The following is a 23,004-nucleotide window of genomic DNA, read 5'->3' as shown; positions in this document are numbered from 1 at the left end:
ATAATTAGTTGGTGATGGATACAAAGGATACACAGAATCCTGCTTTGTGGAACAGGAATTTCGTACAATGCTGCCTCTCTTATTTTTTGATGAACTTTGCATTTTATATGTTGGTGCCCACGTTGCCGGTTTATCTGGTGGATGAACTGGGAATTGAAGCATCGGAAGTTGGCTTGGTGATGGCTAGCTATACCATTGGCTTAATGTGCGTCCGCCCTTTTTCAGGTTATCTGGTGGATTGTTTTTCGCGGAAACCACTTTATCTTTTTAGTTTTATTGTTTTTGCAGGCTTGTTTGCCGGATATCTGGTAGCAGTTACGATGGCTGGTATTATAGCTGTCCGTTTCCTGCAAGGAGGATTTATGGGGTTGACTTCTGTATCGGGTAATACAATTGCAATAGATGTTATCCCTTCGCAGCGTAGGGGAGAAGGAATGGGATTTTACGGATTGGCTGTAAACCTGGGTATGTCGCTTGCTCCATTGGCTGCTCTTCCTTTGTATGGATGGAAAGGGTTTGATTCTTTGGTTGTAGCGGGGTTAATGATTGCTTTTATTGGTGTATTTTCAGTCAGTCTGATTCGTTATCCGAAACGTGAAAGGGTGTCCCGTCCTTCTTTTTCTTTAGACCGGTTTATCTTGTTAAAAGCTTTGCCGGCAGCTTTTTCGTACATGTTTGTCGCTATTCCTTACGGGATGATTCTTTCCTTTGTGGTCTTATATGGAAAAGAAACAGGAATATCCGATCCCGGGTACTTCTTTATCTTTATGGCTGTCGGGGTTGGTACTTCACGCCTTGTTTCGGGGCGTTTGGTGGATCATGGAAAGATTCACACGGTCTCTGTTTGCTCATTGGTTAGTTTAGTCATATCGTTTATGTTATTTGCCTTGGTTCATAATGAGATTCTCTTTTTTAGTTTAGCATTAACTATCGGTATGGGGTTTGGTATTAGCGTACCGGCTTTCCAATGCCTTTTTGTTAATGTGGCACCTCATCACATGCGGGGAACGGCTACTTCTACATTTCTTACTTCTTTGGATTTAGGAGTGGGTATAGGGATGCTTTCGGCCGGTTTTATTGCTTCGTATACCAATTTGTCGGTTGCTTATCTTAGTGGGGCAGGATGTTGTGTGGCCTCTTTATTGGTCTACCTTTGTTGGGTACGGGATTCCTATGAGAGGAATAAATTGTAAGGTACTTTGTTTTTTTCCCCTGATAAAACTTTTTTTTTCCTATGGTGAAACTTTATTTTCATCGGGATGAAACTTTTTTCCGACACCGATAAAATGAAATGGGAAAACGGATGGTATCTGGAATTATTCCTGTTTACTTTTTCTCCTGTTTAGAAGCAACAAAAGCCGTGTACATTTGTAGAATAGCTGCAATAGTCAGGCAAATAACCCATTCATTACCTCCTTTGAACATTAATCCCGAAGCGAAAATCATTAGTAGTCCAGCAATGATATTGAAGCGGTGTAAACGACGATTCCTGAAGTCCATTTCTTTTGTCTGGATAGTCAGATAGCTGACTGCATAACCGGCTGCGCCAAGAGCAAAAAGATAAGGTGCTGCTATCCAGTGGAAGAAGTGCGATACAGCGCCAATCAGTATAAGAAGACCGGCTATATTAAAAAGAATAGTTCTTACTTGTTGATTCATTATTTATCTTTTATAATATAAACATCTTCATTTGATTTCTTCATGTAATATTCTTCGCGGGCAAACCGTTCCAAACCTTCTTTATCCGTATGAAGATCATTCAGTTTTTTTGTGTTTGTTTCAATCTCTTGCTGATAGTGTTTTATTTCCTTCTCCAAACTACGGATTTTTTCATCGTATGTATAACGCTGGTAAAGGCTGCTGTCGCCGGTTGTGAAAGTAAGCGCCAGAAATACAATGGTAACCAACCAATAGATGTTTATCCACGATAGATATTTATTATAAAACTCTTTTATGCGTGACATGGAATCATAGTTTTTGCAAAGGTAAATGAATTATTTTGTTTATCTTTGTCTTATCAATAAAAAAGCAGACGATGGATAACTATATTGTATCGGCAAGAAAATATCGTCCTTCTACATTCCGGAGTGTAGTCGGGCAGAAATCTCTTACCACTACATTAAGAAATGCAATACAAAGTAACAAACTTGCGCATGCTTATTTATTTTGCGGCCCCCGCGGGGTAGGGAAGACTTCATGTGCTCGTATTTTTGCAAAAACCATAAATTGCCTGAATCCGACACCGGAAGGTGAAGCCTGCAACGAATGTGAATCATGCAAGGCATTTCTTGAACAACGTTCTTATAATATCCATGAGCTGGATGCTGCATCCAACAACTCGGTAGACGATATTCGTGCTTTGATAGACCAGGTACGTATTCCGCCTCCGATAGGAAAATATAAAGTCTTTATTATTGATGAGGTGCATATGTTGAGTTCGGCAGCTTTCAATGCTTTTCTGAAGACATTGGAAGAACCTCCCCACCATGCACTGTTTATATTGGCTACGACAGAAAAGCATAAGGTACTCCCTACCATATTGTCGCGTTGCCAGATATATGATTTTTCGCGTATATCCATTCGCGACATGGTGGAACATTTAGAATATGTAGCTTCATCTGAAGGAGTGAATGCGGAGCCGGAAGCTTTGAATGTGATTGCGCAAAAAGCAGATGGAGGAATGCGCGATGCATTGTCTATATTTGACCAGGTGGTTAGTTTTACAAATGGAAATATTACTTATCAGGCTGTAATTGATAACCTGAATGTGCTGGATTATGAATATTATTTCCGTTTGACGGATGCCTTTCTTTCCGGTAATGTAAGGGCTTCTATGTTGTTGCTTAATGAAATACTGAATAAAGGTTTTGACGGACAAAATATTATTACAGGCCTGGCCGGGCATTTCCGTGATCTGTTGGTGTGCAAAGATGAATCTACTCTGGTCTTATTCGAAGTAGGCGCTTCTATCAGGGAGCGGTATAAAGAAATGGCAAAACGGTGCCCGGATGCATTATTGTTTAAAGCAATCGAACTGGCTAATACGTGTGATTTGAATTATCGTGCCAGCCGGAATAAGCGTCTGCTGCTTGAATTGACATTGATCCAGTTATGCCAGTTAAGTAATCCGGCGCAGGAAGACAGTAAAAAAAAAGGACTGATTGAACCGATACCTTCAAATACAACACTGGTAGCCCAACAGGTACAGGCTTCTGTAGTTACTCCGTCTGTTGCTCCTATACAACAACAGGTCGTGACAACAAAAATGCCTCCTACTATTTCGGCTCCTTCTCAAACTCCACCTCCGGCGACACCCCGCAATAAATCTATTATGCGCCCTCCTGTGGGAATCTCATTAAAAGAAATAGGAGTGGAGAAACCAAAAGAACAGATAGACCAACAAATATCTAATACTTCAAAAGAGCTGGCAAATCCGTTTTCTGAAGAGGAATTGATTCGTAATTGGGATGCTTTTGCTGATACAATAGATAAGAAAGTTTATCTTAAGAACACAATGATAAACTGTAAACCTGTATTACAGGAAAACTATTATTTTGAGGTGGCAGTGCATAATCCGGGACAACGGGAGGAGTTGATAAACGGAGCTATCGATATTTTGTCATTTCTTCGTTTACAATTAAAGAATTCACGTATCCAGATGCGTGTCCGGATTATTGAAACAAATGAAAAGCATCTGGCATATACATCAGTAGAAAAGTTTGAACATCTGTTAAGTATAAATCCGGCTTTATCGAAGTTGAAAGAAGAATTTGATCTGAGATTGGATTAAAGTAAACAACTCTCTCCGGTTTTATTTGACTGTCTGGAATGGATGTAGGAATATACCTGTGACTGCTATCCAGGTTGCGTTGCTATTAGTGAAAACCAGCTTATTCAAAAGTAGGGAAATATAAACAAGAAAGGGCTTTTAAAAGCCCTTTCTTGTTTATATTATAATTCTCTTAGCCAAATGTTGCGGAAACTGATGGGTTCGCTTGGATCGCCATGGCTTTGCAGCCTGATAGGGCCTGCTCCATGTTTAATCACCTTGGGGAATCCGATATATTCGGTTGTTCCTAATATTGTTGTGTTATTCTGAAGGACAATACCGTTTTGTATAACTGTTACGTGAGGAGGGATACGATATGTACCATCTTCCTTAAAAACAGGGGCAGTGTAAATGATGTCGTATACATTCCATTCTCCCGGTTTACGCATAGCATTGGCTAGTGGAGGCGTTTGTTTATAGACACTACCTGTCTGGCCGTTTACATAAGTTTCATTGTTGTAACAATCCAGTACTTGTATTTCGTACATGTCTTGCAGGAAGATTCCGCTATTGCCACGAGCTTGACTGTTTCCGGTAATATTTTCCGGAATACACCATTCGATATGTAACTGAAAGTTCTCAAATTTTTGCTTGGTCAGTATATCGCCGGCGGGTTTGTTTACTGTAAATGTTCCGTTATGTACAGTCCATTGTGCGGGGCCTCCTTTTGAATCTTCCCATGCAGAGAGGTCTTTGCCGTCAAATAATATGATAGCATCAGACGGCGCAGAATTAGTGCAGATGTCGCCTGGTGTAACAATTTTGGGCTGCGGTGTCCAGTATTCGGACATTCCGGGAGTCATCTTTTCCGGTTGAGGATACTGCTTCTGTGCGTTCGCTCCAATAGTAGCCGTACATGCTAAAGTGAAAAGTACGGCTTTGACAGTCATGTTTTTTTTATTCATGGTCTAGAATATTACTTAGGTTTACAGATAATAATTGTCTCACAAACTTACAGTTTTTTTAGTAGAATGAAACTTTATCCAAACAGAATTTACTGGATTCTATGGTTAAAGAGACGTTTTTCTGCTAATTCTTCATACTTTGTTCCCGGACGTCCGTAGTTACAGTATGGATAGATACTTATGCCGCCACGAGGAGTAAAGATACCGGTAATTTCTATGTATTTCGGATCCATTAACCGTATCAGATCTTTCATGATGATATTTACACAATCTTCATGGAATGCCCCATGATTACGAAAACTGAACAGGTAGAGTTTAAGGCTTTTGCTTTCTACCATTTTTATGTCCGGAATATAATCTATATGAATAGTAGCAAAGTCCGGCTGACCGGTGATGGGACATAAACTTGTAAATTCAGGGCAATTGAATTGCACCCAGTAGTCGTTATCCTGATGTTTGTTTGTAAATGCTTCCAGGACTTCGGGGGCATAATCTTGTTTGTATTGTGTTGAACTGCCCAATAAATGCAATTCGTTTTCATTTTGTCTTGTATCCATATTATTGCTTTTTTCTTTGTAAGTATTTATTCAAACCTTCTTTACGTAATTTGCAAGCCGGACAATGTCCACACCCGTCTGCCAAAATGCCATTATAGCAAGTGAGTGTTTGTGTACGGACCAGATTAAATACGCCAAGTTTATCCGATAGCTCCCATACGTCACTTTTGTCCCGCTTCATTAAAGGTGTATGAATAACAAACTGCTCATCCATTGCCAGGTTTAATGTAACATTAAGTGATCTGATAAATGTATCTCTACAATCCGGATATCCACTGAAGTCTGCTTCGGAAACTCCGGTTACGAGGTTAAATATTCCTTTACTTCTTGCCATAATTGCAGCGAATGTGAGGAATACCATGTTTCTTCCCGGCACAAATGTATTGGGATAACTGTCTGACGGTTTATCCTGATCCATTGGAATGGACGTGTCGGTTAGTGAGTTTGGTGCTAATTGGCTGATCAATGATACATCCAGTAAATGGAATGGTATACTTGCTTCGGATGCAATTTTACGGGCAACTTCAATTTCTAAAGAATGTTTTTGTCCGTAGGTAAAACTTACGGCTTCTACTCTTGGAAAGTGCTTCTTTGCCCAGAAAAGGCAGGTTGTGGAATCTTGTCCACCGGAGAAGCATACTAAGGCGGCTTCTTGTTGTTTCATTTTTTCTTGTTTTTAATACGTGGTTAGGCAAGCACACGGCAAGAAGACGTTTCTTGCACTGCAAATTTACATGATTATTTTCAACAATTGCTATCTTTGCAAAAAAAGGTCTGCGTATGAACATGCTCCATTTGAACCATCATGAGTTAATAAAGGGGGTGAATTGCACTTTCCTTCGTTATCTGCATAAACAGATTGATTGGAACAATCGTTTGATTGCCATATTTGGCCAACAAGGTGTTGGTAAGACTACATTGTTATTACAACATATAAAATCTACTTTTGATAACTCGGACACTGCCCTGTATCTGAGCTTGGATAATCTGTGGTTTCAGCGTAACACCCTGTTGGATACGGTTAAGGATTTTTGTAAGGCAGGTGGTACACATTTGTTTTTGGATAATGTTCATTGTTATTCGGAATGGATAAAAGAAGTAAGCATTTTATTTGATGAAAATCCTTCTGTCCATATAATTGTAACAGCTTCAATCCTACAGTCTGTGCCTGTTGTTAAGAAAGAATTAAAACGAGGTGTTGCATGTTATCAAATGCATACGATGTCGTTCCGGGAATTTCTTTCATACGAAAGTATATTGGATATACCTCCTGTTCCATTAGACGATTTATTAAAGAATTATGCTGAGTTCGTGAAGAAGATTAATGCTCAGTTTAACGTTGTCCCCGTTTTTCGTAATTATCTTGAACACGGTTGCTATCCTTTTTACTGGCAGGATCCTGATGCTTTTTATTACCGGTTAGCTGATACGGTTCGTGAAACCTTAGATGTAGACTTGCCAGTTCTTAGAACACTTTATCCGGCGGGTGTAGCCAAAGTTAAACGTTTACTAATGTCTGTTGTCGAGAAAGTGCCGGCACGTATACGCCCTGCAGAAATGTTGAAGGATGTTGGTTTACTTCGTCCGCAAATAGACGATTATATGGGGTATCTGAATGATTGCGGTTTTATTTATATGCCTAAATATATGGCAAGGATAACACCTTTGAATCAGAAAATTTATATGGGAAATACGAATCTGCTGGCTGCCCTTTACGGAAATAAAGATAATCGCCGTAATATGGGGGAGACATTTTTTGTAGACCAATTATCAAATGTCGCCACTTTGGAAATGATAGAGAATGATGATTTCCTTATAAATAACAAATATACTTTTATGGTTGGTGATCCGCTACGTGATTATGAACCTATAAAAAATAAAGAAAATAGTTTTGCTGCAGTATATGGTTTGCCTAAATGTATCACGAATCGTATGCCTGTTTGGGTATTAGGTTTTTTGTATTAATTAAAAAATAAGAGTGTTATGTCAGATAGCATGAAGAATAGAAGAAGTATCCGTAAATATACAGCACAAGATATACCGGATACCTTATTGAATGAACTGCTTGAGGTTGCTGCGCGTGCATCCAATACGGGGAATATGCAATTATACAGCGTTGTTGTAACCCGGGATAAAGCAAATAAAGAAAAACTGTCGCCGCTACATTTTAATCAGCCAATGATAACGGGAGCTCCTGTGGTGTTAACCTTTTGTGCCGATGCAAATCGTTTTGTGAAATGGGCGGAGCAGAGGAAAGCGGAGCCCGGTTTCGATAATATGCAAACGTTTATAGCTTCTACAATAGATGCTATGTTGTTTGCCCAGAGTTTTTGTGATGCTGCAGAAGAGAAAGGTTTAGGTATTTGCTATTTAGGTACAACCGCATATAATGCGGATAAAATTATAGAAGCTTTGTCTCTTCCTCATTTAGTTGTACCAATTGTTACGGTAACAGTTGGTTACCCCGCAGAACCGTTACCTGAGCAAGTGGAACGTTTGCCTTTGTCGGCTGTTGTCCATCAGGAAGCGTATGTCGATTATACACCGGCTTCTATTGATGCTTTTTATAAAGAGAAGGAAAATCTGGAAGTGAACAAACAATATGTAACGATAAACAATAAGGAAACCTTAGCGCAAGTTTTTACTGATATTCGTTATACAAAGAAGAATAATGAATACTTCTCGGAAGTTTTGATGAAAGTGTTGAAAGATCAGGGATTTATTAAAGATTAATGTGATCTATTCTTCTCCCGTTATTACTTGTACGTCATAGTGCATAAAGAGTCCGCTTTCAATGCCCCCCCCGTAATGGCTTTGATAGCGGATTCTATATATCCCGATATTTCACATACATCCAGAATTAAATTGCCATTTTCTGTAATTACCGGGCCATCTTTCATTGGCGACCATTGATGCAATCTTATCCGCGATTTTCAGTTTCTTTTCTTTTCTTTATTACTGATGTTATTTCCCCATTCCAGGGTTTCTAAAATACTGTTTTCCCACTGCATATCCGTAAGAACTTAAATCCTGTCCAGAACTGTCTCTATCAGGTTGAGAATGGAACCTTTGTATTCTGTGTTCATGTCCTGGTTGACACGTCCGGCTATGATGCAACAAACAGTCATAGCTCTATGTCCCATTAATGCGGAAAGTCCGGCAAGCGAGGAACTTTCCATTTCGAAATTCGTAATATGGCTACCGTTGTAATTGAATGTTTCAATTTTTGAGTTTAAATCCGGATCGGCGAGTGGCAGACGGAGCTTACGTCCCTGAGGACCATAAAAACCATTTGCCGCAATTGTTACGCCACGGATGATGTCATTGCGGGTAATTTGTTCAATCAAAGAATGGTCGGCAGAAACAACATAAGGTGTCAGACCCGTTAGTTTCCAATCCAGCTGATTTATTAATTCCTTCTCATAAGCAATGTCACGTATTTTCTCAGAATTGGCATAGAAATAAAGCACACCGTCAAAACCAATCGATTTCTCGGCCGCAACATAAGTGCCTACCGGAGTAAAAGGTTGTAATCCTCCCGACGTTCCTACACGAACCAGTGTTAGTTGGCGGAATTCAGGTTTTATTGTACGTGTTGCAAAATCTATATTAGCAAGTGCATCCAACTCGTTTAGTACGATGTCTATATTATCGGTTCCAATGCCATGAGATACTACTGTAATCCGTTTCCCTTTGTAGGTTCCGGTAATTGTATGAAATTCCCGGCTCGAGACTTCACATTCCTGATTGTCAAAGTAAGAGGCAACCGTTGTAACGCGTGACGGGTCTCCAACAAGCACAATGCGGTCGGCTAGCTGTTCAGGTTTCAGATGCAGATGGAAGGCACTTCCATCTGCATTGATTATTAATTCTGATTCGGGAATTGTTTGCATCTTCTAATCTTTTAATGGTTTGGAAGGAGCACTGCTGGGTTTGGCAATGGCTTCTCTCATAGAAGTATCTGCTTCTATATTTTTCATCTTGTAATAATCCATTACTCCCAGATTTCCGTTACGGAAAGCATCTGCCATAGCTTTTGGAACTTCTGCTTCTGCTTCTATAACTTTAGCACGCGCTTCTTGTGCTTTAGCTTTCATCTCCTGTTCAAGAGCTACTGCCATTGCGCGGCGTTCTTCGGCTTTTGCCTGGGCTATATTCTTATCTGCTTGCGCCTGGTCCATCTGTAAGTAAGCCCCGATATTTTTACCTATATCGATGTCTGCAATATCGATAGACAGGATTTCGAAAGCGGTTCCGGCATCCAGCCCTTTGCGCAATACCAGTTTGGATATGGAATCCGGGTTTTCGAGTACTGTTTTATGACTGTCCGACGAACCGATTGATGATACAATCCCTTCGCCAACGCGGGCAAGGATTGTTTCTTCTCCGGCTCCACCTACCAACTGTTTGATATTAGCACGAACTGTTACACGGGCTTTTGCAATTAACTGGATGCCATCTTTAGCAACGGCTGTAACCGGTGGTGTATCAATTACTTTAGGGTTTACCGACATTTGTACGGCTTGAAACACGTCGCGTCCGGCCAGGTCAATTGCTGTTGCCATCTGGAAGGGTAGGTCGATGTTTGCTTTGGATGCGGAAACAAGGGCATGAACCACTTTTTCTACATGTCCGCCGGCCAGATAGTGTGCTTCCAGTTCGTCACGGGTCAATGTTTTCAGACCTGCTTTATGTGCTTCAATCATAGCACGGGTAATGATGTAAGGAGGCACTTTACGGATTCTCATCAGGAAGAGTTGAATCAGTGAAATGTTTACACCCGATACTTTTGCTGATATCCACAACAGGAATGGTACATAATAGAAAAAGATTGCCAGTAGCAGTACCGCAGCACCCAGCAGAATAAGAGGCAAAAAGGTCATTTCCATATTGTTTAATTTTAAATGTGTAACTTAATTTTGTTCGTCTTTTGGTTTTACAATCACATTGTAACTGTCTACGCGGACAACGATAACCGGAGTATTTTCGTCTAAAAGTTCTTCTTCGGACTTCGCCTCTACATTGATTCCGTTTATACGGGCTTTGCCGATAGGGGCCAGACGGGATAAAGTAATACCTTCATCGCCAGGTTGGATGCCCAGATCTCGACTTGAAGTTAGTTTGGAATTGATGTCTGTCTTTAAAGCTACCCGGCTGAATGAATTAGACCGCATCAGCCATACAAAGGCGATACCGAAAACCAGAATCGATGCTATTAATGATATGTGGCCTATCATCGTCCCGGCTGAATAGGCAAATATAATGCCGCCTGCCGCAAAAATAAATCCACCTATACCGGCTAGTGTAATTCCCGGTAAGAAGAATATTTCCAACAGAATGAGCACTATGGCTACAATCAAAAGGAATGCAATGATGGCAATATCCAGTATCATAATAGTTTGTTAACTGTTTCACCTGTTCTTTTTCAAGAAATTAATTTCTGCATTACGCGCTCTCTTCTCAAGTTCGGCGGGCTGGCTCTGCAATTCGTAAAGTTGATCTTCTGCTTGCAGAATCTGAGGCTTTAATTGATCACGCTTGGCATTGTTGCTGTTGTTCCACGTTGTACGCAGTCTATTCAGTTTATTGTTAATCTCTTTGATCTGTTTATTTAATGTTACTACTTTCGAATAGAGGTTCTTGGCTTCGGGGCTTTTGATGTCATCCATCGTATAATATACGGTGTTGTCGTTTATTACAAATTCGAAGTCTTTTTTAATCTCTACTCTGCCGTCAGGAATTTCCTTATGGGCCAGTTTGATCAGATTTTCGTAATTACTGTCATGTTTCCATGTGCTTTGTATGGAAGTAAGAGTCGCATGTGCCCGTTTAACTTCAATATCGTCGCTTTCTACACGTGAACGGTTGTCATTAGGAATAAATAAATATACACATACCTTGTCTTCCGGTTGATAGCGGTCTGAAACAAACCATCCTAGTCCTTTAGCCTCGTCTATAACCATCATATAATCGTTATAAGGCGAATTGTAGGGCATGCCTAATTGCTCCGGAGTAAGATAGTTGTCCGAACCTAAATTGTAACGGGTTATAAACAGATCATAGCCTCCCAGCGTGCCGTTTCCTTTGGATGCATAGTAAATTGTAACTCCATCGGAAAGAACAAAAGGATAATTGTCGTCTTCATTACTGTTAATATTCATGGGTAGTTGTTTTTCGTCTCCCCATTTGTCAATCAAAAGAGATTGGTTGAACAGGCAATAATGGTTTTCATCCGTGGGATGGGCATAATATATTTTGTCTCCTTTTTGGTTCATGTAAACGGTAGAGTTTACCGGCTCCGAAGTTTCAAAGAAATCTTGAAAATACATCAACTTACCGCTTTCTTCACTTAATGTATAAGCCGAAAGGAAAGCATTTTTGTCTACAACCATGCTATCTATAACCTGGACATCCTCTACTTTGTCCAGCATACGGGATGCCTTTTCTGCTAAATTCAGTTTTGCATCTACGGTTTCTGTCGGTTGTTTCTTTTTGGTCAGAAGGTCTATGTATTCTTCGTATACATCAGATGCTTCGTCAAAGCGGTATGTCTGGTAATAAACGTCTCCTAAGTAACGGTAAGCATCCTGAATTTTTCGTTTAACGGCAACGCTTAGATGCTTTTCTGCTTTGGAAAGCTCTCCTGTTTCAAAGCAGCAAACGCCATACCAATGGTTATATGAAGCATTATTGGGTGCTTGTTTGACTAATTTCTCAAACACAGGCTTGGCTTCTGCATATTTTCCTTCGGTGTATAATCGTTTGGCTTGATCCAGGCTTTGCGCCTGCAAACTTCCGCATAATAAAGCGATACCTATCGTATAAATTACTTTTTTTGATAACCGTTTCATTTCTTCATGTCTTCTAGTGTACACAAAGATAATGGCTTTGCTTATATATTAAAAGCAATCGGTGAAAAAACTTATGTAAATAAAAAAAGTTCCCATCCCGAAGATTTAATTGAATCATAAGTATAAATTATTTGGTTCATAACTTCGATTTATATAATTCATAAGTATGAGCCGATTCGTTTGTCGGTAGGAAATGGCTGTTTTTTTTGTATGAAAAGGGTATAGGATAATGTTGGAGGAAACGGATATTAATGCTTACTTTTGTCTTTTGTATTTACTGTTATATATGGCAAAATTGACGGAAGAGGAATTATTGTTTCGCAAAATAGAGGAAAAGGTTAAGAAGGCTATTTTTGATTATAGCCTGATTCAAGACGGAGACCGAATATTGGTTGGTTTGTCGGGGGGGAAAGATTCGCTGGCTCTAGTGGATTTGCTGGGGCGCCGTTCTAAAATATTCCGTCCTAAGTTCGGGGTAGTGGTCACCCATATTGTAATGTCTACTATCCCGTATCATTCGGATTTAGATTATCTGAAAAGTTGTGCCGATGAACATGGTTTGCCTTTCATTGTGCATGAAACGGGCTTCGATGCTTCTACCGATACGCGTAAGTCGCCTTGTTTCCTTTGTTCGTGGACACGCCGGAAGGCTTTGTTTGATATAGCAAAAGCAAATGGTTGCAATAAAATAGCCTTAGGGCACCATCAAGACGATATCTTGCAAACTTTACTAATGAATATGATTCATCAGGGAGCTTTCGGGACAATGCCGCCTAAACTGAAAATGGACAAATTTGATATGGAAATTATTCGTCCCTTATGTTTGGTAGAAGAGAAAGAATTAATCCGTATTGCAGAATGGAAAGGTTATCGGAAACAAATAAAGAACTGTCCGTATGAATCCGGTTCAAGCCGTTCTGAAATGAAGGATGTTCTTGCACGCCTGGAGGCTATTAATCCCGAAGCCCGCTATAGTATCTGGGCTAGTATGACGAATATCCAGCAAGATTACTTACCACATAAATAAGACAAGATTCCCGCTTCGTTATCCGGATGGAACCAGCGGATTTCTTCATCGCGTTTAAACCAGGTCATCTGTTTACGGGCATAAACGCGTGAGTTGCGTTTAATTTTTTCTACAGCAAAATCTAATGTCCATGCACCGTCCAGATAATTGAAAAGTTCTTTATAGCCTACTGTGTTCAGCGAATTGAGGTGTTTATATGGATATACCCGCCGGGCTTCTTCCAGTAATCCGTCAGCCATCATTTGATCTACACGGAGATTGATCCGGTTGCATAGCTCTTCGCGTTCGCGTGTTAAACCTACTTTTATTATTTTGAACGGACGTTCTTTTCTTATATTCGTACGGAAAGAGGAGTAGGGCTTTCCGGTCATACGGCAAATCTCAACAGCATGAATAACACGCTTATAGTTATTCCGGTCTACTTCTTCATAATGCACAGGATCGGATACTTTCAGCTCTGCCAATATATTGGCTAATCCTTCGCGTTCGAATTGGGCATAAATGGAATTACGTATTTCCGGCGTTACCGTAGGAATATCGTCTATGCCTTTTGTCACAGCATCAATATACATCATAGAACCGCCAGTCATAATAACGGTTGAGGTAGTTTGGTATAAAGAAGGGAGGAGAGATACTACTTCTTCTTCGAAATTACTGGCGCTATAATAGTCGGTCAGTGTTAATGTACCTACCAGATAATGTTTTACCCGTGCCATTTGGGCTGCCGTAGGAGCAGCTGTGCCGATTGGCAGATCGCGGTATAACTGGCGTGAGTCGGCAGAAATGATGGGGGCACGGAAATGTTCGGCAATACGTAGACTGAGTTCTGTTTTGCCCACTCCTGTAGGGCCTAATAATATGATTAATGTGTTCATAGGAGACGATCTGTAAAATATACGCAACCTTTACTGCGTTTTTGCAGCCAAGGGTGGTTCAAAGATACGAATATTTTGAAGAGGAAACGGTTGCCTATTGCAGATTATGTATAATTTTGCGCCTTATTAAGAGTTAATACAGATAACATTATGCAGGGGTTTTATACTATTTTATTGTTGATTGTTTCTAATATTTTTATGACGTGTGCGTGGTACGGGCATTTGAAGATGAAGCAGCAGTTTAGTTGGTTTGAGCATTTGCCATTGATAGGAGTAATCTTATTTAGCTGGATAATTGCCTTTTTTGAGTATTGTTGCCAGGTGCCGGCAAACCGTATCGGCTTCCGCGAGAATGGAGGACCGTTTAATCTGATACAGTTGAAGGTGATACAGGAAGTAATTACACTAATTGTTTTTGTTTGCTTCAGTACGATTGCTTTTAAAGGAGAATCGTTTAAATGGAACCATGCTTTAGCCTGTGTGTTGCTGGTTGCAGCGGTTTATCTGGTATTTAAGAAATGAAATCTTTTTATTCTTAATTAGTAATAATCGGTTTGTCCTATGAAAAGAATTGTCATAGTTGGTGCAACTTCAGGTATTGGAAACGAAGTGGCAAAAGGATATTTGAAGCTGGGATGGCGGATAGGGGTGGCTGGCCGCAGACAGGAGGAACTTGAAAAATTTCAGGCTCTTGCCCCGGAAAAGGTAGAAATACAGGTGTTGGACGTAACCGATGCGGATGCTCCTGAAAAGTTGCAACTACTGATAAATAAGTTGGGGGGAATGGATTTGTTTTTTCTGAGTTCGGGTGTTGGTAGTCAGAATCTGCAACTAGATATACGGATCGAATTAAATACGGCAAAGACAAATGTGGAAGGTTTTATACGTATGGTGACCACTGCTTTTGATTATTTCAGGAAACAAAGCGGAGGACATATTGCTGTAATCAGTTCTATTGCCGGAACAAAAGGTTTGGGATCGGCTCCGGCTTATTCGGCTACGAAACGTTTTCAGAATACCTATATTGAAGCACTGGAACAATTATCCTGTATGGAGAAACTGAATATCCGATTTACCGACGTTCGTCCGGGGTTTGTTGCGACTGCTTTGTTGAAGAATGATAAATACCCGATGCTAATGCATGCGGATAAAGTTGCTTCACATATAATCCGGGCTTTGAATAATAAACGGCATGTTGCAACTATTGATTTCCGGTATGCGGTGCTTGTCTTTTTCTGGAGGATGATTCCCCGTTGGCTTTGGCGTAACTTACCGGTTAGAAATAATTAAGTGTAAAGCCGGCTTTCGTTATTCTTTATATTCAGGATGCCTGTTTAACCAGACAACAGCATAAGAACAGGTTGCCAAAGCTCTCAATCTGTTGCTTCTTGCATAATCGTATGCATGTTTGACTAAAGCGGCAGCAATGCCTCTACCTTCTATCGGACGAGGAACGACTGTATGTAAGATATCGAGACCTCCGTCATATAAGCGGTATTCTACGTAAGCTTTTATTCCGTCTACTTCTGTTTCGAAGCGATGTTTTTCCGGATAATGTACTATCTGGTATTCCATATTTATAGTTTTATGAAGTTTAAAGTTTATATTACAACTATACAATGCCGCTTGTTTTTATAACGGATTAAACAGATGAATTGTTTTTGGGGAGGTCTGATTAATAAGGAACGGGTATATAAAAAGAAAGCATCCGTTTGTAAAGATTATTACAGCAGATGCTTTCTTTTTATGTATTAAGTAATTGTTTTAGAATTTTTCATCATCGTAAGGATTATCCATTGGCCCTTCTCCTAATCCTTCAAAACCTTCTTTATCCAGTTCGTCAATGTCATATTCGGAATCGCCGTAAAAGTCTTCTCCTATTTCGGTACTATTGTTCTTGGTTTCAAATTCATCGAAAGAAATAACTTGGGCGGGTGGCATGCCAATGGACTTGCTGCAAACTGGTTTGTCCAAATCTTTTCCGGGTACTATCTCGCGTAATTCCATAAAGAAAGCGCGCTCTGTCATGTAGTCGAATACGAAAAGCAATTTTTGATGTTCATCTTCCAAAAGTTCTTCCAATGGAGTTTCTTCCATGATATAACTATCTACTTCAGAAGAAGTGTCCATTTCAACTAAAGTGATTTCTGTTTTCTTGCTCCAATCGTCATCGCAAATAAAGAAAGAGCACATCTGGTCTTTTGTATAACCTACGGAATCCAGGATTGCGTTATGTAAATCCAAGAAGGTGGCTTCGGAATCGATCTTGATTTCACGTTTGAAGTCATCAACTTCATCTGATAGGATAAGAAATCTAAATAGCATAATCTTACTTGTTTTTTGATGCTTCAAAAGTAGTAAAAATATCTATTTATCTTTATAAATAGGGTAAAAAATAAGCGACCTCCTTATCTCTTTGTCGGAGATGGGGGAGGTCGCTTATTTTACTTATATCTTCTGGATGAATTATTCGTCTATCGAACCTCTGACGATTCCGCGGCTGGAAGATTTGATGAAATTTAATATCAAATCTCTTTCTTCACTTGGTTCGTATTCGGTCTCAATAGCTTTCAGCGCTTCTGTATTATTTAATCCGCGAGTATATAATGTGCGATAAATATCCTGGATCAGGAATACTTGTTGGTTTGTGAATCCGCGACGACGCAGACCTACAATATTTATACCGCAATATACAATCGGATCGCGTCCGATCAGCGTGTAAGGAGGAATATCTTTACCAATACGTGAACCGCCCTGTACCATAACATGCTTTGAAATCCGGCTGAATTGGTGAACCAGACAACCTCCGCTCACGATGGCAAAGTCATCTATTTCGACTTCACCGGCAACCTGAGTAGAGTTACCAATGATAATATTGTCTTTCAATACGCAGTCGTGGGCAATATGCGAGTATGCCATAATGAGGCAGTTGCTACCTACAATAGTGCTTCCCTTGGAAGCAGTACCGCGGTTTATGGTTACACATTCGCGCAGAGTTGTATTGTCCCCGATTTCGGCAGTTGTAACTTCTCCTTTGAATTTTAAATCCTGAGGAATGCCTGCTACAACGGCACTTGGAAATATATTACAATTTTTACCAATTCTGGCTCCGTTTAATATAACAGCATGAGGATATATATGACAGTTGTCGCCAATAACGACATCTTTTTCAATGATTGCAAACGGATCGATCGTTACATTCTCGCCGATCTTTGCTTCGGGATGAACAACTGCTAGTGAAGATATATTCATTTCTGTATGTATTATTTGTTTTTGACAATTTGTGCCATGAATTCTGCTTCGCAAACCAGTTTGTCGCCAACGAAGATATATCCTTTCATGGTAGAAATACCGCGTCGAATAGGAGCTAACAATTCTAAGCGTAAAATCAAAGTATCACCCGGTACTACTTTCTGACGGAACTTGACACCGTCTATTTTCATGAAGTAAGTGGAGTAGCGTTCGGGTTCATCTACAGAGTTCAGTACTAATAAACCTCCGGTTTGCGCCATTGCTTCAACCAAAAGCACGCCGGGCGTAACAGGCTCTTGTGGGAAATGTCCTTGAAAGAAAGGTTCGTTAGTCGTGATATTCTTTATACCAACTATATAATCACCACCAATCTCAATGATTTTATCAACTAATAAGAATGGATAACGGTGTGGCAATAGTTCGCGGATGCGGTTGATGTCCATTACGGGGGTAGTGTTCGGATCATAAACAGGAGCTTGTACTTCGTTTAGTTTGATATCTTTACGGATCATACGTGCTAGCTGGTTATTGATCTTATGTCCCGGACGGGTTGCTATGATCCGGCCACGGATCGGTTTTCCGATTAGAGCTATATCTCCGATAACATCGATCAACTTATGGCGCGCTGGTTCATTGTCGAATACCAACGGCTTATTATTAATATATCCGAGGTCTTGTACATTCTTGTGAGGAATGTTAAGCATATCAGCCAGTTTGTCGAGGGATTCCTGAGAAACTTTTTGGTCGTAGATAACAATTGCGTTATCTAAATCTCCCCCCTTAATCAGGTTGTTTTTTAATAACATCTCAACTTCGCGTACAAAAACGAAGGTGCGTGATGCTGCAAGTTCGGTAGGAAATTCGCTCAGGTCGTTTAATGTTGCGAATTGGTTTGACAAAACAGGAGAATCGAAAGAGATCAGAACATTAATGCTAAACTTGTCGTCCGGCAGGACAACAAGAGATGAACCGGTTTCTTCATCTTTTACTTCTATTTTGTGCTTTACAATATAGTAATCCTTCGGGGCGTTTTGTTCTGCTACGCCTACTTTCTGGATTTCTTCTGTATAAAAGCGGGAACTTCCGTCTAATATAGGAAATTCGGGTGCGTTTACTTCTATCAGGCAGTTGTCAATACCAAAAGCATAAAGAGCAGCCATAGCATGTTCTACAGTGCTTATCTGGACATTGTTTTTGGAAAGAACAGTACCACGTTGTGTATTTACAACATTTTCTGCCAAAGCATCGATCTCCGGTTGATCCGGAAGATCAACACGTTTAATTTTGTATCCATGATTTTCAGGAGCCGGATTAAATGTAATTTGTATATCTAATCCCGTGTGCAACCCTTTCCCGTGTAAAGAGAAACTTGCTGCAAGCGTCTTTTGTTTATGCATAGAATTTATGTTATTTATTAATTTCTTTCTTGAGTTGTTCTATCTCGCGTTGCAATTGTCCCATAGTACGGTACATATCCGGCAGACGGCTAAAAATAGCACTGGAACGCATAAATGCTTTTGCATTAATAGCGGGTGCACCTAATACGGTTGTAGCTTCTTTTATATCGCTTATAACGCCAGCTTGTGCTCCGAATACCACATTGTCTGCAATATGAATATGACCAGCCAATCCGACTTGTCCTCCAAACATGCAATGCTTGCCGATTTTTACGGAACCTGCAATTCCTACCTGGGAAGCCATTACCGTGTTATCGCCTACTTCAACATTATGTGCTATTTGAACCAAATTGTCCAACTTTACACCCTTGCGAATAATTGTAGAATCCATTACGGCACGGTCGATAGTAGTGTTTGCTCCGATTTCTACATTATCTTCAATAATTACATTGCCTAGTTGGGGTATTTTTTTATAACTTTCACCTTCGGGGGCAAAACCGAATCCATCGGCACCTATCACACAACCAGCGTGCAGGATACAGTTGTTTCCGATAATACAATCTCTGTAGACTGTGATATGAGGATATAATATACAGTTATCACCTATAGTTACATTGTCTCCAACATAAGCATGGGGATAAACCTGACAATTATTGCCCAGTTTTACGTTTTCTCCGATATAAGCAAAATTACCGATATAACATCCTTCTCCTATAGTGGCAGTCGTTGCGATAAATGCAGTTGAGTTTATTCCAGCCTTTGGCTTCTTAGTCTGTTCAACCATATTGAGCAACATGGCTAATCCTGCATAAGCGTTTGCTACTTTCACCAGAGTTGCCTTTACTGGTTCTGTGGGAGTGAAATCATTGTTAACCAAAACAATACTAGCTTCGGTGTTATAGATGTGATGTTCATACTTGGGGTTGGCCAGAAATGATAATGTTCCTGGTTTGCCTTCTTCTATCTTAGAAAAGTTGCTTACTTTCACATCGGGATTCCCCTCTATTGTTCCTCCCAGAAAGCTTGCAATTTGTTGGGCTGAAAACTCCATTATATATTAATATTATTAAGTATATCTGTTGGTTATGTCTGATATTAAGATAAACCGATTTGCAAAAATGGTGAAAAATATTTGTTTTGCCTATGCTTTACAAGGAATTATTCCTTTATCATACAGGTAGCCTGCCATTTCTTTTTGTACGGCTTGCGCTGCTTCGCGGGCGAAAGAAGCAAAATTTTCTGATTTATCTGCATATATGATAGCTCGTGACGAATTTACCAGTAAACCACACATATCATTCATTCCGTATTGTGCAACTTCAGCTAAACTGCCTCCTTGAGCACCAATTCCCGGAACAAGCAGGAAGTGGTTCGGAACCTGTTTGCGGATGTCTAAGAACATTTTGCCTTGCGTTGCACCTACAACATACATCATTTGTTCATCGGTTGCCCATTCTTGAGATTTTTTCAATACTTTTTCAAACAGACGTTCGCCATTAGCATCTTCTGTCAATTGGAAATCATGTGAACCTTTGTTTGAAGTCAATGCCAACAAAATTACCCACGCCTCCGGGTAAATGAGGAATGGTTTTACACTATCTTCTCCCATATAGGGTGCTACAGTGACAGCATCAACTTTGATATGGTCGAAGAAAGAGCGGGCATACATTTCAGAAGTATTTCCAATGTCACCGCGTTTGGCATCCGCAATGATGAATTGATCCGGGTAATTGGTTTTCAAATATGAAACGGTCTTTTCAAAAGCGTTCATTCCTTTTACACCTAAACTCTCATAAAAAGCTAAATTGGGTTTATAGGCTATACTATAGTCGGCTGTTGCATCAATGATTGCTTTGTTGAATGCAAAAATAGGATCTTCCTCTGACAATAAATGCTGAGGAATCTTTTTTATATCAGTGTCTAGTCCAACACAAAGGAAAGACTGTTTCTTTTTAATGTTTTCAAATAACTGTTGTTTGTTCATACCCTTTAAATATCTTCTTTTAAATGATGTATTCCGTGTTTATAATTCTGACTCTTTCAGACGTTCTGCATTTTCTGCTACAATCAGTTGATCGATGCATCCTTGTATGTCTCCATCCATGAAAGCAGACAGATTGTAAATAGTATAATTGATGCGATGATCGGTTATACGTCCTTGCGGATAATTATATGTGCGAATTTTTGCCGAACGGTCGCCTGTAGAGACCATTGTCTTACGCTTACTAGCTATATCATCCAGATATTTCTGGTGTTCTTTGTCGTATATGAATGAGCGAAGACGGGTAAGAGCACGTTCCTTATTTTTCGGTTGGTCGCGTGTCTCTGTACATTCAATCAAAATTTCTTCACTTATACCTGTGTTGGGATTTTTCCATACATATCTTAAACGGACACCGGATTCAACCTTGTTAACATTCTGGCCACCGGCACCTCCTGAACGGAAAGTATCCCATTTGATTTCCCCTTCGTTTATTTCCACATCGAATTCGTCAGCTTCGGGTAATACTGCTACGGTAGCTGCCGATGTGTGTACACGTCCTTGCGTTTCTGTTGCAGGTACGCGTTGTACGCGATGTACTCCGGATTCGTATTTAAGCGTTCCGTATACTTTTTCGCCACTAACAGTGAAAATGATTTCTTTAAATCCTCCCGACGAACCTTCGCTTATGCTGGACACGGATACTTTCCAGCCTTTAGCTTCGCAGTATTTTATATACATCCGGTAAAGATCTCCGGCAAAAAGTGCAGCTTCATCACCGCCCGTTCCCCCACGTATTTCAACAATTGCATTTTTGTCGTCCTGGGGATCGGTAGGAACCAGAAGTAATTTAATCTCTTCTTCTAATTCCGGAATACGTGTGTTACATGCGTCTAACTCTTCACGAGCCATTTCTCTCATTTCAGGGTCTTGCTCGTTGTCCAATATCTCACGCGCTTCCTGGATGCCGTTTAGAGTTTTTACATATACCTCACGTGTATTTACAATCTTTTCAAGGTCGCGGTATTCTTTATTCAGTTTAACGAACCGTTTCATATCGGCAATCACTGCCGGGTCGGTAATTAATGTACCGACTTCTTCAAAACGGCTTACCAATCCGTCTAATTTATCTAATAAATTGCTTTCTGCCATTTAATATATTAATAAACAAAGCGACCTTTTTCGCTTTCAATAATCAATTCATTCTTCGGGGCTTCTTCTACGAAACCTACTATTTGTGCATCGATGCCAAAACTCTTGGAAATGCTGATTACTTCATCTGCATATTCCGGAGCGATGTATATTTCCATGCGGTGCCCCATGTTAAACACTTTATACATTTCACTCCAATCCGTTCCGCTTTGTTCCTGGATGATACGGAATAATGGAGGGATAGGGAACAGGTTGTTTTTTGTTACCCGTTTGTTTTCTACAAAATGCATTACTTTTGTTTGCGCTCCACCCGAGCAGTGAACCATTCCATGGATATGCGGACGTAATTTGTCAAGTAATACCTTGATTACGGGTGCATAAGTCCGGGTAGGGGACAGTACTAATTTTCCTGCATCGATACCTAATTCTTCGATCTGGTCTGTTAATTTTAATTTGCCGGAATAAACAAGCTCTTCCGGTACGGCTGCATCATAACTTTCGGGATATTTTGATGCCAGATATTTAGCAAACACATCATGGCGGGCGGATGTAAGCCCGTTACTACCTGTGCCGCCATTATACTCTTTTTCGTATGTTGCTTGCCCAAAAGAAGCCATACCTACGATTACGTCGCCGCCTTGAATGTTTTTGTTGTCTATTACGTCGGCACGCTTCATTCGGCAAGTTACAGTACTGTCAACAATTATAGTGCGTACTAAATCGCCAACATCGGCAGTTTCGCCTCCGGTAGCATAGCAACCAACACCTAACTCGCGTAATTCTGCCAGTAGCTCGTCTGTTCCGTTTATAATGGCGGAAATTACTTCTCCGGGAATCAATAGTTTATTACGTCCTATTGTAGATGAAACAAGTATATTATCTACAGCTCCCACACAAAGCAGGTCGTCAATATTCATAATTAGTGCATCCTGCGCAATACCTTTCCATACCGAAATGTCTCCGGTCTCTTTCCAGTACATGTAAGCAAGGGATGATTTTGTGCCGGCGCCATCTGCGTGCATAATGTTGCAATATCCGGGATCACCTCCCAGAATGTCCGGTATAATTTTACAGAAAGCTTTTGGGAAAATTCCCTTGTCGATGTTCTTTATTGCGTTGTGAACATCTTCCTTTGAAGCTGATACGCCGCGCAGGTTATAACGTTGGTCACTCATTGT

25 protein-coding genes and 1 pseudogene are annotated in these 23,004 nt (G+C 40.2%); 7 read left to right on the top strand and 19 right to left on the bottom strand.

Annotated elements, in window-relative coordinates; all coding sequences use genetic code 11:
- The first annotated feature begins 14 nt into the window (after positions 1–14).
- A complete protein-coding gene (locus ACYIB7_RS11700; RefSeq protein WP_480337144.1) occupies positions 15–1,193 on the top strand; it encodes an MFS transporter in 1,179 nt (392 codons plus the stop codon).
- A gap of 133 nt (positions 1,194–1,326) precedes the next feature.
- Here the strand turns inward: ACYIB7_RS11700 and ACYIB7_RS11695 are convergent, their stop codons facing one another.
- Positions 1,327–1,659: a hypothetical protein gene (locus tag ACYIB7_RS11695; RefSeq protein ID WP_099464155.1), complete on the bottom strand. Its 333-nt coding sequence runs from the start codon at positions 1,657–1,659 to the stop codon at positions 1,327–1,329.
- The gene (locus ACYIB7_RS11690) at positions 1,659–1,964 is read right to left on the bottom strand and encodes an FtsB family cell division protein (protein WP_103984247.1); all 306 of its coding nucleotides are present in this window, start codon (positions 1,962–1,964) and stop codon (positions 1,659–1,661) included. Before ACYIB7_RS11690 ends, ACYIB7_RS11695 begins: the two co-directional genes overlap by 1 nt.
- A 71-nt stretch (positions 1,965–2,035) precedes the next feature.
- On the opposite strand from ACYIB7_RS11690, the gene ACYIB7_RS11685 reads away from it, so the two are divergent.
- Entirely contained in the window at positions 2,036–3,790 is a 1,755-nt protein-coding gene (locus tag ACYIB7_RS11685; RefSeq protein WP_480337142.1) for a DNA polymerase III subunit gamma/tau, read from the top strand.
- Positions 3,791–3,951: 161 nt separating this feature from the next.
- Here ACYIB7_RS11685 and ACYIB7_RS11680 read toward each other — a convergent pair whose 3' ends face one another.
- The 3 genes from ACYIB7_RS11680 to queC all read right to left on the bottom strand — a co-directional run bounded on the left by ACYIB7_RS11680 (position 3,952) and on the right by queC (position 5,955).
- The gene (locus ACYIB7_RS11680; protein WP_103984245.1) at positions 3,952–4,734 is read right to left on the bottom strand and encodes a 3-keto-disaccharide hydrolase; all 783 of its coding nucleotides are present in this window, start codon (positions 4,732–4,734) and stop codon (positions 3,952–3,954) included.
- Positions 4,735–4,823: 89 nt separating this feature from the next.
- On the bottom strand, positions 4,824–5,291 hold the full coding sequence (queF, locus tag ACYIB7_RS11675) for a preQ(1) synthase (protein ID WP_103984244.1): 468 nt from the start codon (positions 5,289–5,291) through the stop codon (positions 4,824–4,826).
- Position 5,292: 1 nt separating this feature from the next.
- Positions 5,293–5,955 carry a 7-cyano-7-deazaguanine synthase QueC gene (gene queC / locus ACYIB7_RS11670; protein ID WP_480337139.1) on the bottom strand — a complete coding sequence of 221 codons (663 nt, stop codon included), beginning with the start codon at positions 5,953–5,955 and terminating at the stop codon, positions 5,293–5,295.
- A 116-nt stretch (positions 5,956–6,071) separates the two neighbouring features.
- On the opposite strand from queC, the gene ACYIB7_RS11665 reads away from it, so the two are divergent.
- Positions 6,072–7,256 carry an AAA family ATPase gene (locus ACYIB7_RS11665; protein ID WP_103984243.1) on the top strand — a complete coding sequence of 395 codons (1,185 nt, stop codon included), beginning with the start codon at positions 6,072–6,074 and terminating at the stop codon, positions 7,254–7,256.
- Positions 7,257–7,274: 18 nt separating this feature from the next.
- Complete coding sequence (locus ACYIB7_RS11660) at positions 7,275–8,024, top strand: nitroreductase family protein (RefSeq protein WP_099464148.1); 750 nt, start codon at positions 7,275–7,277, stop codon at positions 8,022–8,024.
- A gap of 6 nt (positions 8,025–8,030) precedes the next feature.
- Here the strand turns inward: ACYIB7_RS11660 and ACYIB7_RS11655 are convergent.
- The 5 genes and pseudogenes from ACYIB7_RS11655 to ACYIB7_RS11635 all read right to left on the bottom strand — a co-directional run.
- Positions 8,031–8,188 (bottom strand): annotated as a pseudogene (locus ACYIB7_RS11655) (ribose-5-phosphate isomerase A); the annotation flags it as partial.
- 126 nt (positions 8,189–8,314) lie between these two features.
- Positions 8,315–9,184: a nucleoside phosphorylase gene (locus ACYIB7_RS11650; protein ID WP_480337136.1), complete on the bottom strand. Its 870-nt coding sequence runs from the start codon at positions 9,182–9,184 to the stop codon at positions 8,315–8,317.
- Positions 9,185–9,187: 3 nt separating this feature from the next.
- The gene (floA, locus tag ACYIB7_RS11645; RefSeq protein ID WP_099464145.1) at positions 9,188–10,180 is read right to left on the bottom strand and encodes a flotillin-like protein FloA; all 993 of its coding nucleotides are present in this window, start codon (positions 10,178–10,180) and stop codon (positions 9,188–9,190) included.
- Positions 10,181–10,204: 24 nt separating this feature from the next.
- Entirely contained in the window at positions 10,205–10,684 is a 480-nt protein-coding gene (locus ACYIB7_RS11640; protein WP_099464144.1) for an NfeD family protein, read from the bottom strand.
- A gap of 18 nt (positions 10,685–10,702) precedes the next feature.
- On the bottom strand, positions 10,703–12,142 hold the full coding sequence (locus ACYIB7_RS11635) for a tetratricopeptide repeat protein (protein ID WP_103984240.1): 1,440 nt from the start codon (positions 12,140–12,142) through the stop codon (positions 10,703–10,705).
- Between the two features lie 286 nt (positions 12,143–12,428).
- Between ACYIB7_RS11635 and ACYIB7_RS11630 the strand changes: the two genes are divergently transcribed.
- Positions 12,429–13,169, top strand: a complete 741-nt coding sequence (locus tag ACYIB7_RS11630) for a tRNA 2-thiocytidine biosynthesis TtcA family protein (protein ID WP_103984260.1) — start codon at positions 12,429–12,431, stop codon at positions 13,167–13,169.
- Here ACYIB7_RS11630 and miaA read toward each other — a convergent pair.
- On the bottom strand, positions 13,151–14,044 hold the full coding sequence (miaA, locus tag ACYIB7_RS11625; RefSeq protein WP_480337133.1) for a tRNA (adenosine(37)-N6)-dimethylallyltransferase MiaA: 894 nt from the start codon (positions 14,042–14,044) through the stop codon (positions 13,151–13,153). The two genes, ACYIB7_RS11630 and miaA, sit on opposite strands and share 19 nt — an antisense overlap.
- Before the next feature lie 150 nt (positions 14,045–14,194).
- Between miaA and ACYIB7_RS11620 the strand changes: the two genes are divergently transcribed.
- Positions 14,195–14,566: a DMT family protein gene (locus tag ACYIB7_RS11620; RefSeq protein WP_099464141.1), complete on the top strand. Its 372-nt coding sequence runs from the start codon at positions 14,195–14,197 to the stop codon at positions 14,564–14,566.
- A 39-nt stretch (positions 14,567–14,605) separates the two neighbouring features.
- Positions 14,606–15,334 (top strand): SDR family NAD(P)-dependent oxidoreductase, encoded by a 729-nt coding sequence (locus ACYIB7_RS11615; protein ID WP_103984238.1) that lies wholly within the window; start codon positions 14,606–14,608, stop codon positions 15,332–15,334.
- 18 nt (positions 15,335–15,352) lie between these two features.
- Here the strand turns inward: ACYIB7_RS11615 and ACYIB7_RS11610 are convergent, their stop codons facing one another.
- The 8 genes from ACYIB7_RS11610 to ACYIB7_RS11575 all read right to left on the bottom strand — a co-directional run bounded on the left by ACYIB7_RS11610 (position 15,353) and on the right by ACYIB7_RS11575 (position 23,001).
- Entirely contained in the window at positions 15,353–15,619 is a 267-nt protein-coding gene (locus tag ACYIB7_RS11610) for a GNAT family N-acetyltransferase (RefSeq protein WP_103984237.1), read from the bottom strand.
- Positions 15,620–15,808: 189 nt separating this feature from the next.
- Positions 15,809–16,369: an IS1096 element passenger TnpR family protein gene (locus ACYIB7_RS11605; protein WP_099464138.1), complete on the bottom strand. Its 561-nt coding sequence runs from the start codon at positions 16,367–16,369 to the stop codon at positions 15,809–15,811.
- 141 nt (positions 16,370–16,510) lie between these two features.
- A complete protein-coding gene (gene lpxA, locus ACYIB7_RS11600; RefSeq protein ID WP_103984236.1) occupies positions 16,511–17,296 on the bottom strand; it encodes an acyl-ACP--UDP-N-acetylglucosamine O-acyltransferase in 786 nt (261 codons plus the stop codon).
- An 11-nt stretch (positions 17,297–17,307) separates the two neighbouring features.
- A complete protein-coding gene (locus ACYIB7_RS11595) occupies positions 17,308–18,693 on the bottom strand; it encodes a bifunctional UDP-3-O-[3-hydroxymyristoyl] N-acetylglucosamine deacetylase/3-hydroxyacyl-ACP dehydratase (protein ID WP_103984235.1) in 1,386 nt (461 codons plus the stop codon).
- A 10-nt stretch (positions 18,694–18,703) separates the two neighbouring features.
- Positions 18,704–19,744 (bottom strand): UDP-3-O-(3-hydroxymyristoyl)glucosamine N-acyltransferase, encoded by a 1,041-nt coding sequence (gene lpxD, locus ACYIB7_RS11590; protein ID WP_103984234.1) that lies wholly within the window; start codon positions 19,742–19,744, stop codon positions 18,704–18,706.
- Between the two features lie 90 nt (positions 19,745–19,834).
- Positions 19,835–20,677: an orotidine-5'-phosphate decarboxylase gene (pyrF, locus tag ACYIB7_RS11585; protein WP_103984233.1), complete on the bottom strand. Its 843-nt coding sequence runs from the start codon at positions 20,675–20,677 to the stop codon at positions 19,835–19,837.
- A gap of 39 nt (positions 20,678–20,716) precedes the next feature.
- Positions 20,717–21,826: a peptide chain release factor 1 gene (gene prfA / locus ACYIB7_RS11580; protein WP_099464133.1), complete on the bottom strand. Its 1,110-nt coding sequence runs from the start codon at positions 21,824–21,826 to the stop codon at positions 20,717–20,719.
- An 8-nt stretch (positions 21,827–21,834) separates the two neighbouring features.
- Complete coding sequence (locus tag ACYIB7_RS11575; RefSeq protein WP_480337129.1) at positions 21,835–23,001, bottom strand: AIR synthase related protein; 1,167 nt, start codon at positions 22,999–23,001, stop codon at positions 21,835–21,837.
- Between the last annotated feature and the right edge of the window lie 3 nt (positions 23,002–23,004).

Source organism: Parabacteroides sp. KHUB-03, from assembly GCF_056640975.1.
Note: the sequence above shows the minus strand (reverse complement) of the source record. Positions and strands in the feature narration are given on the sequence as shown.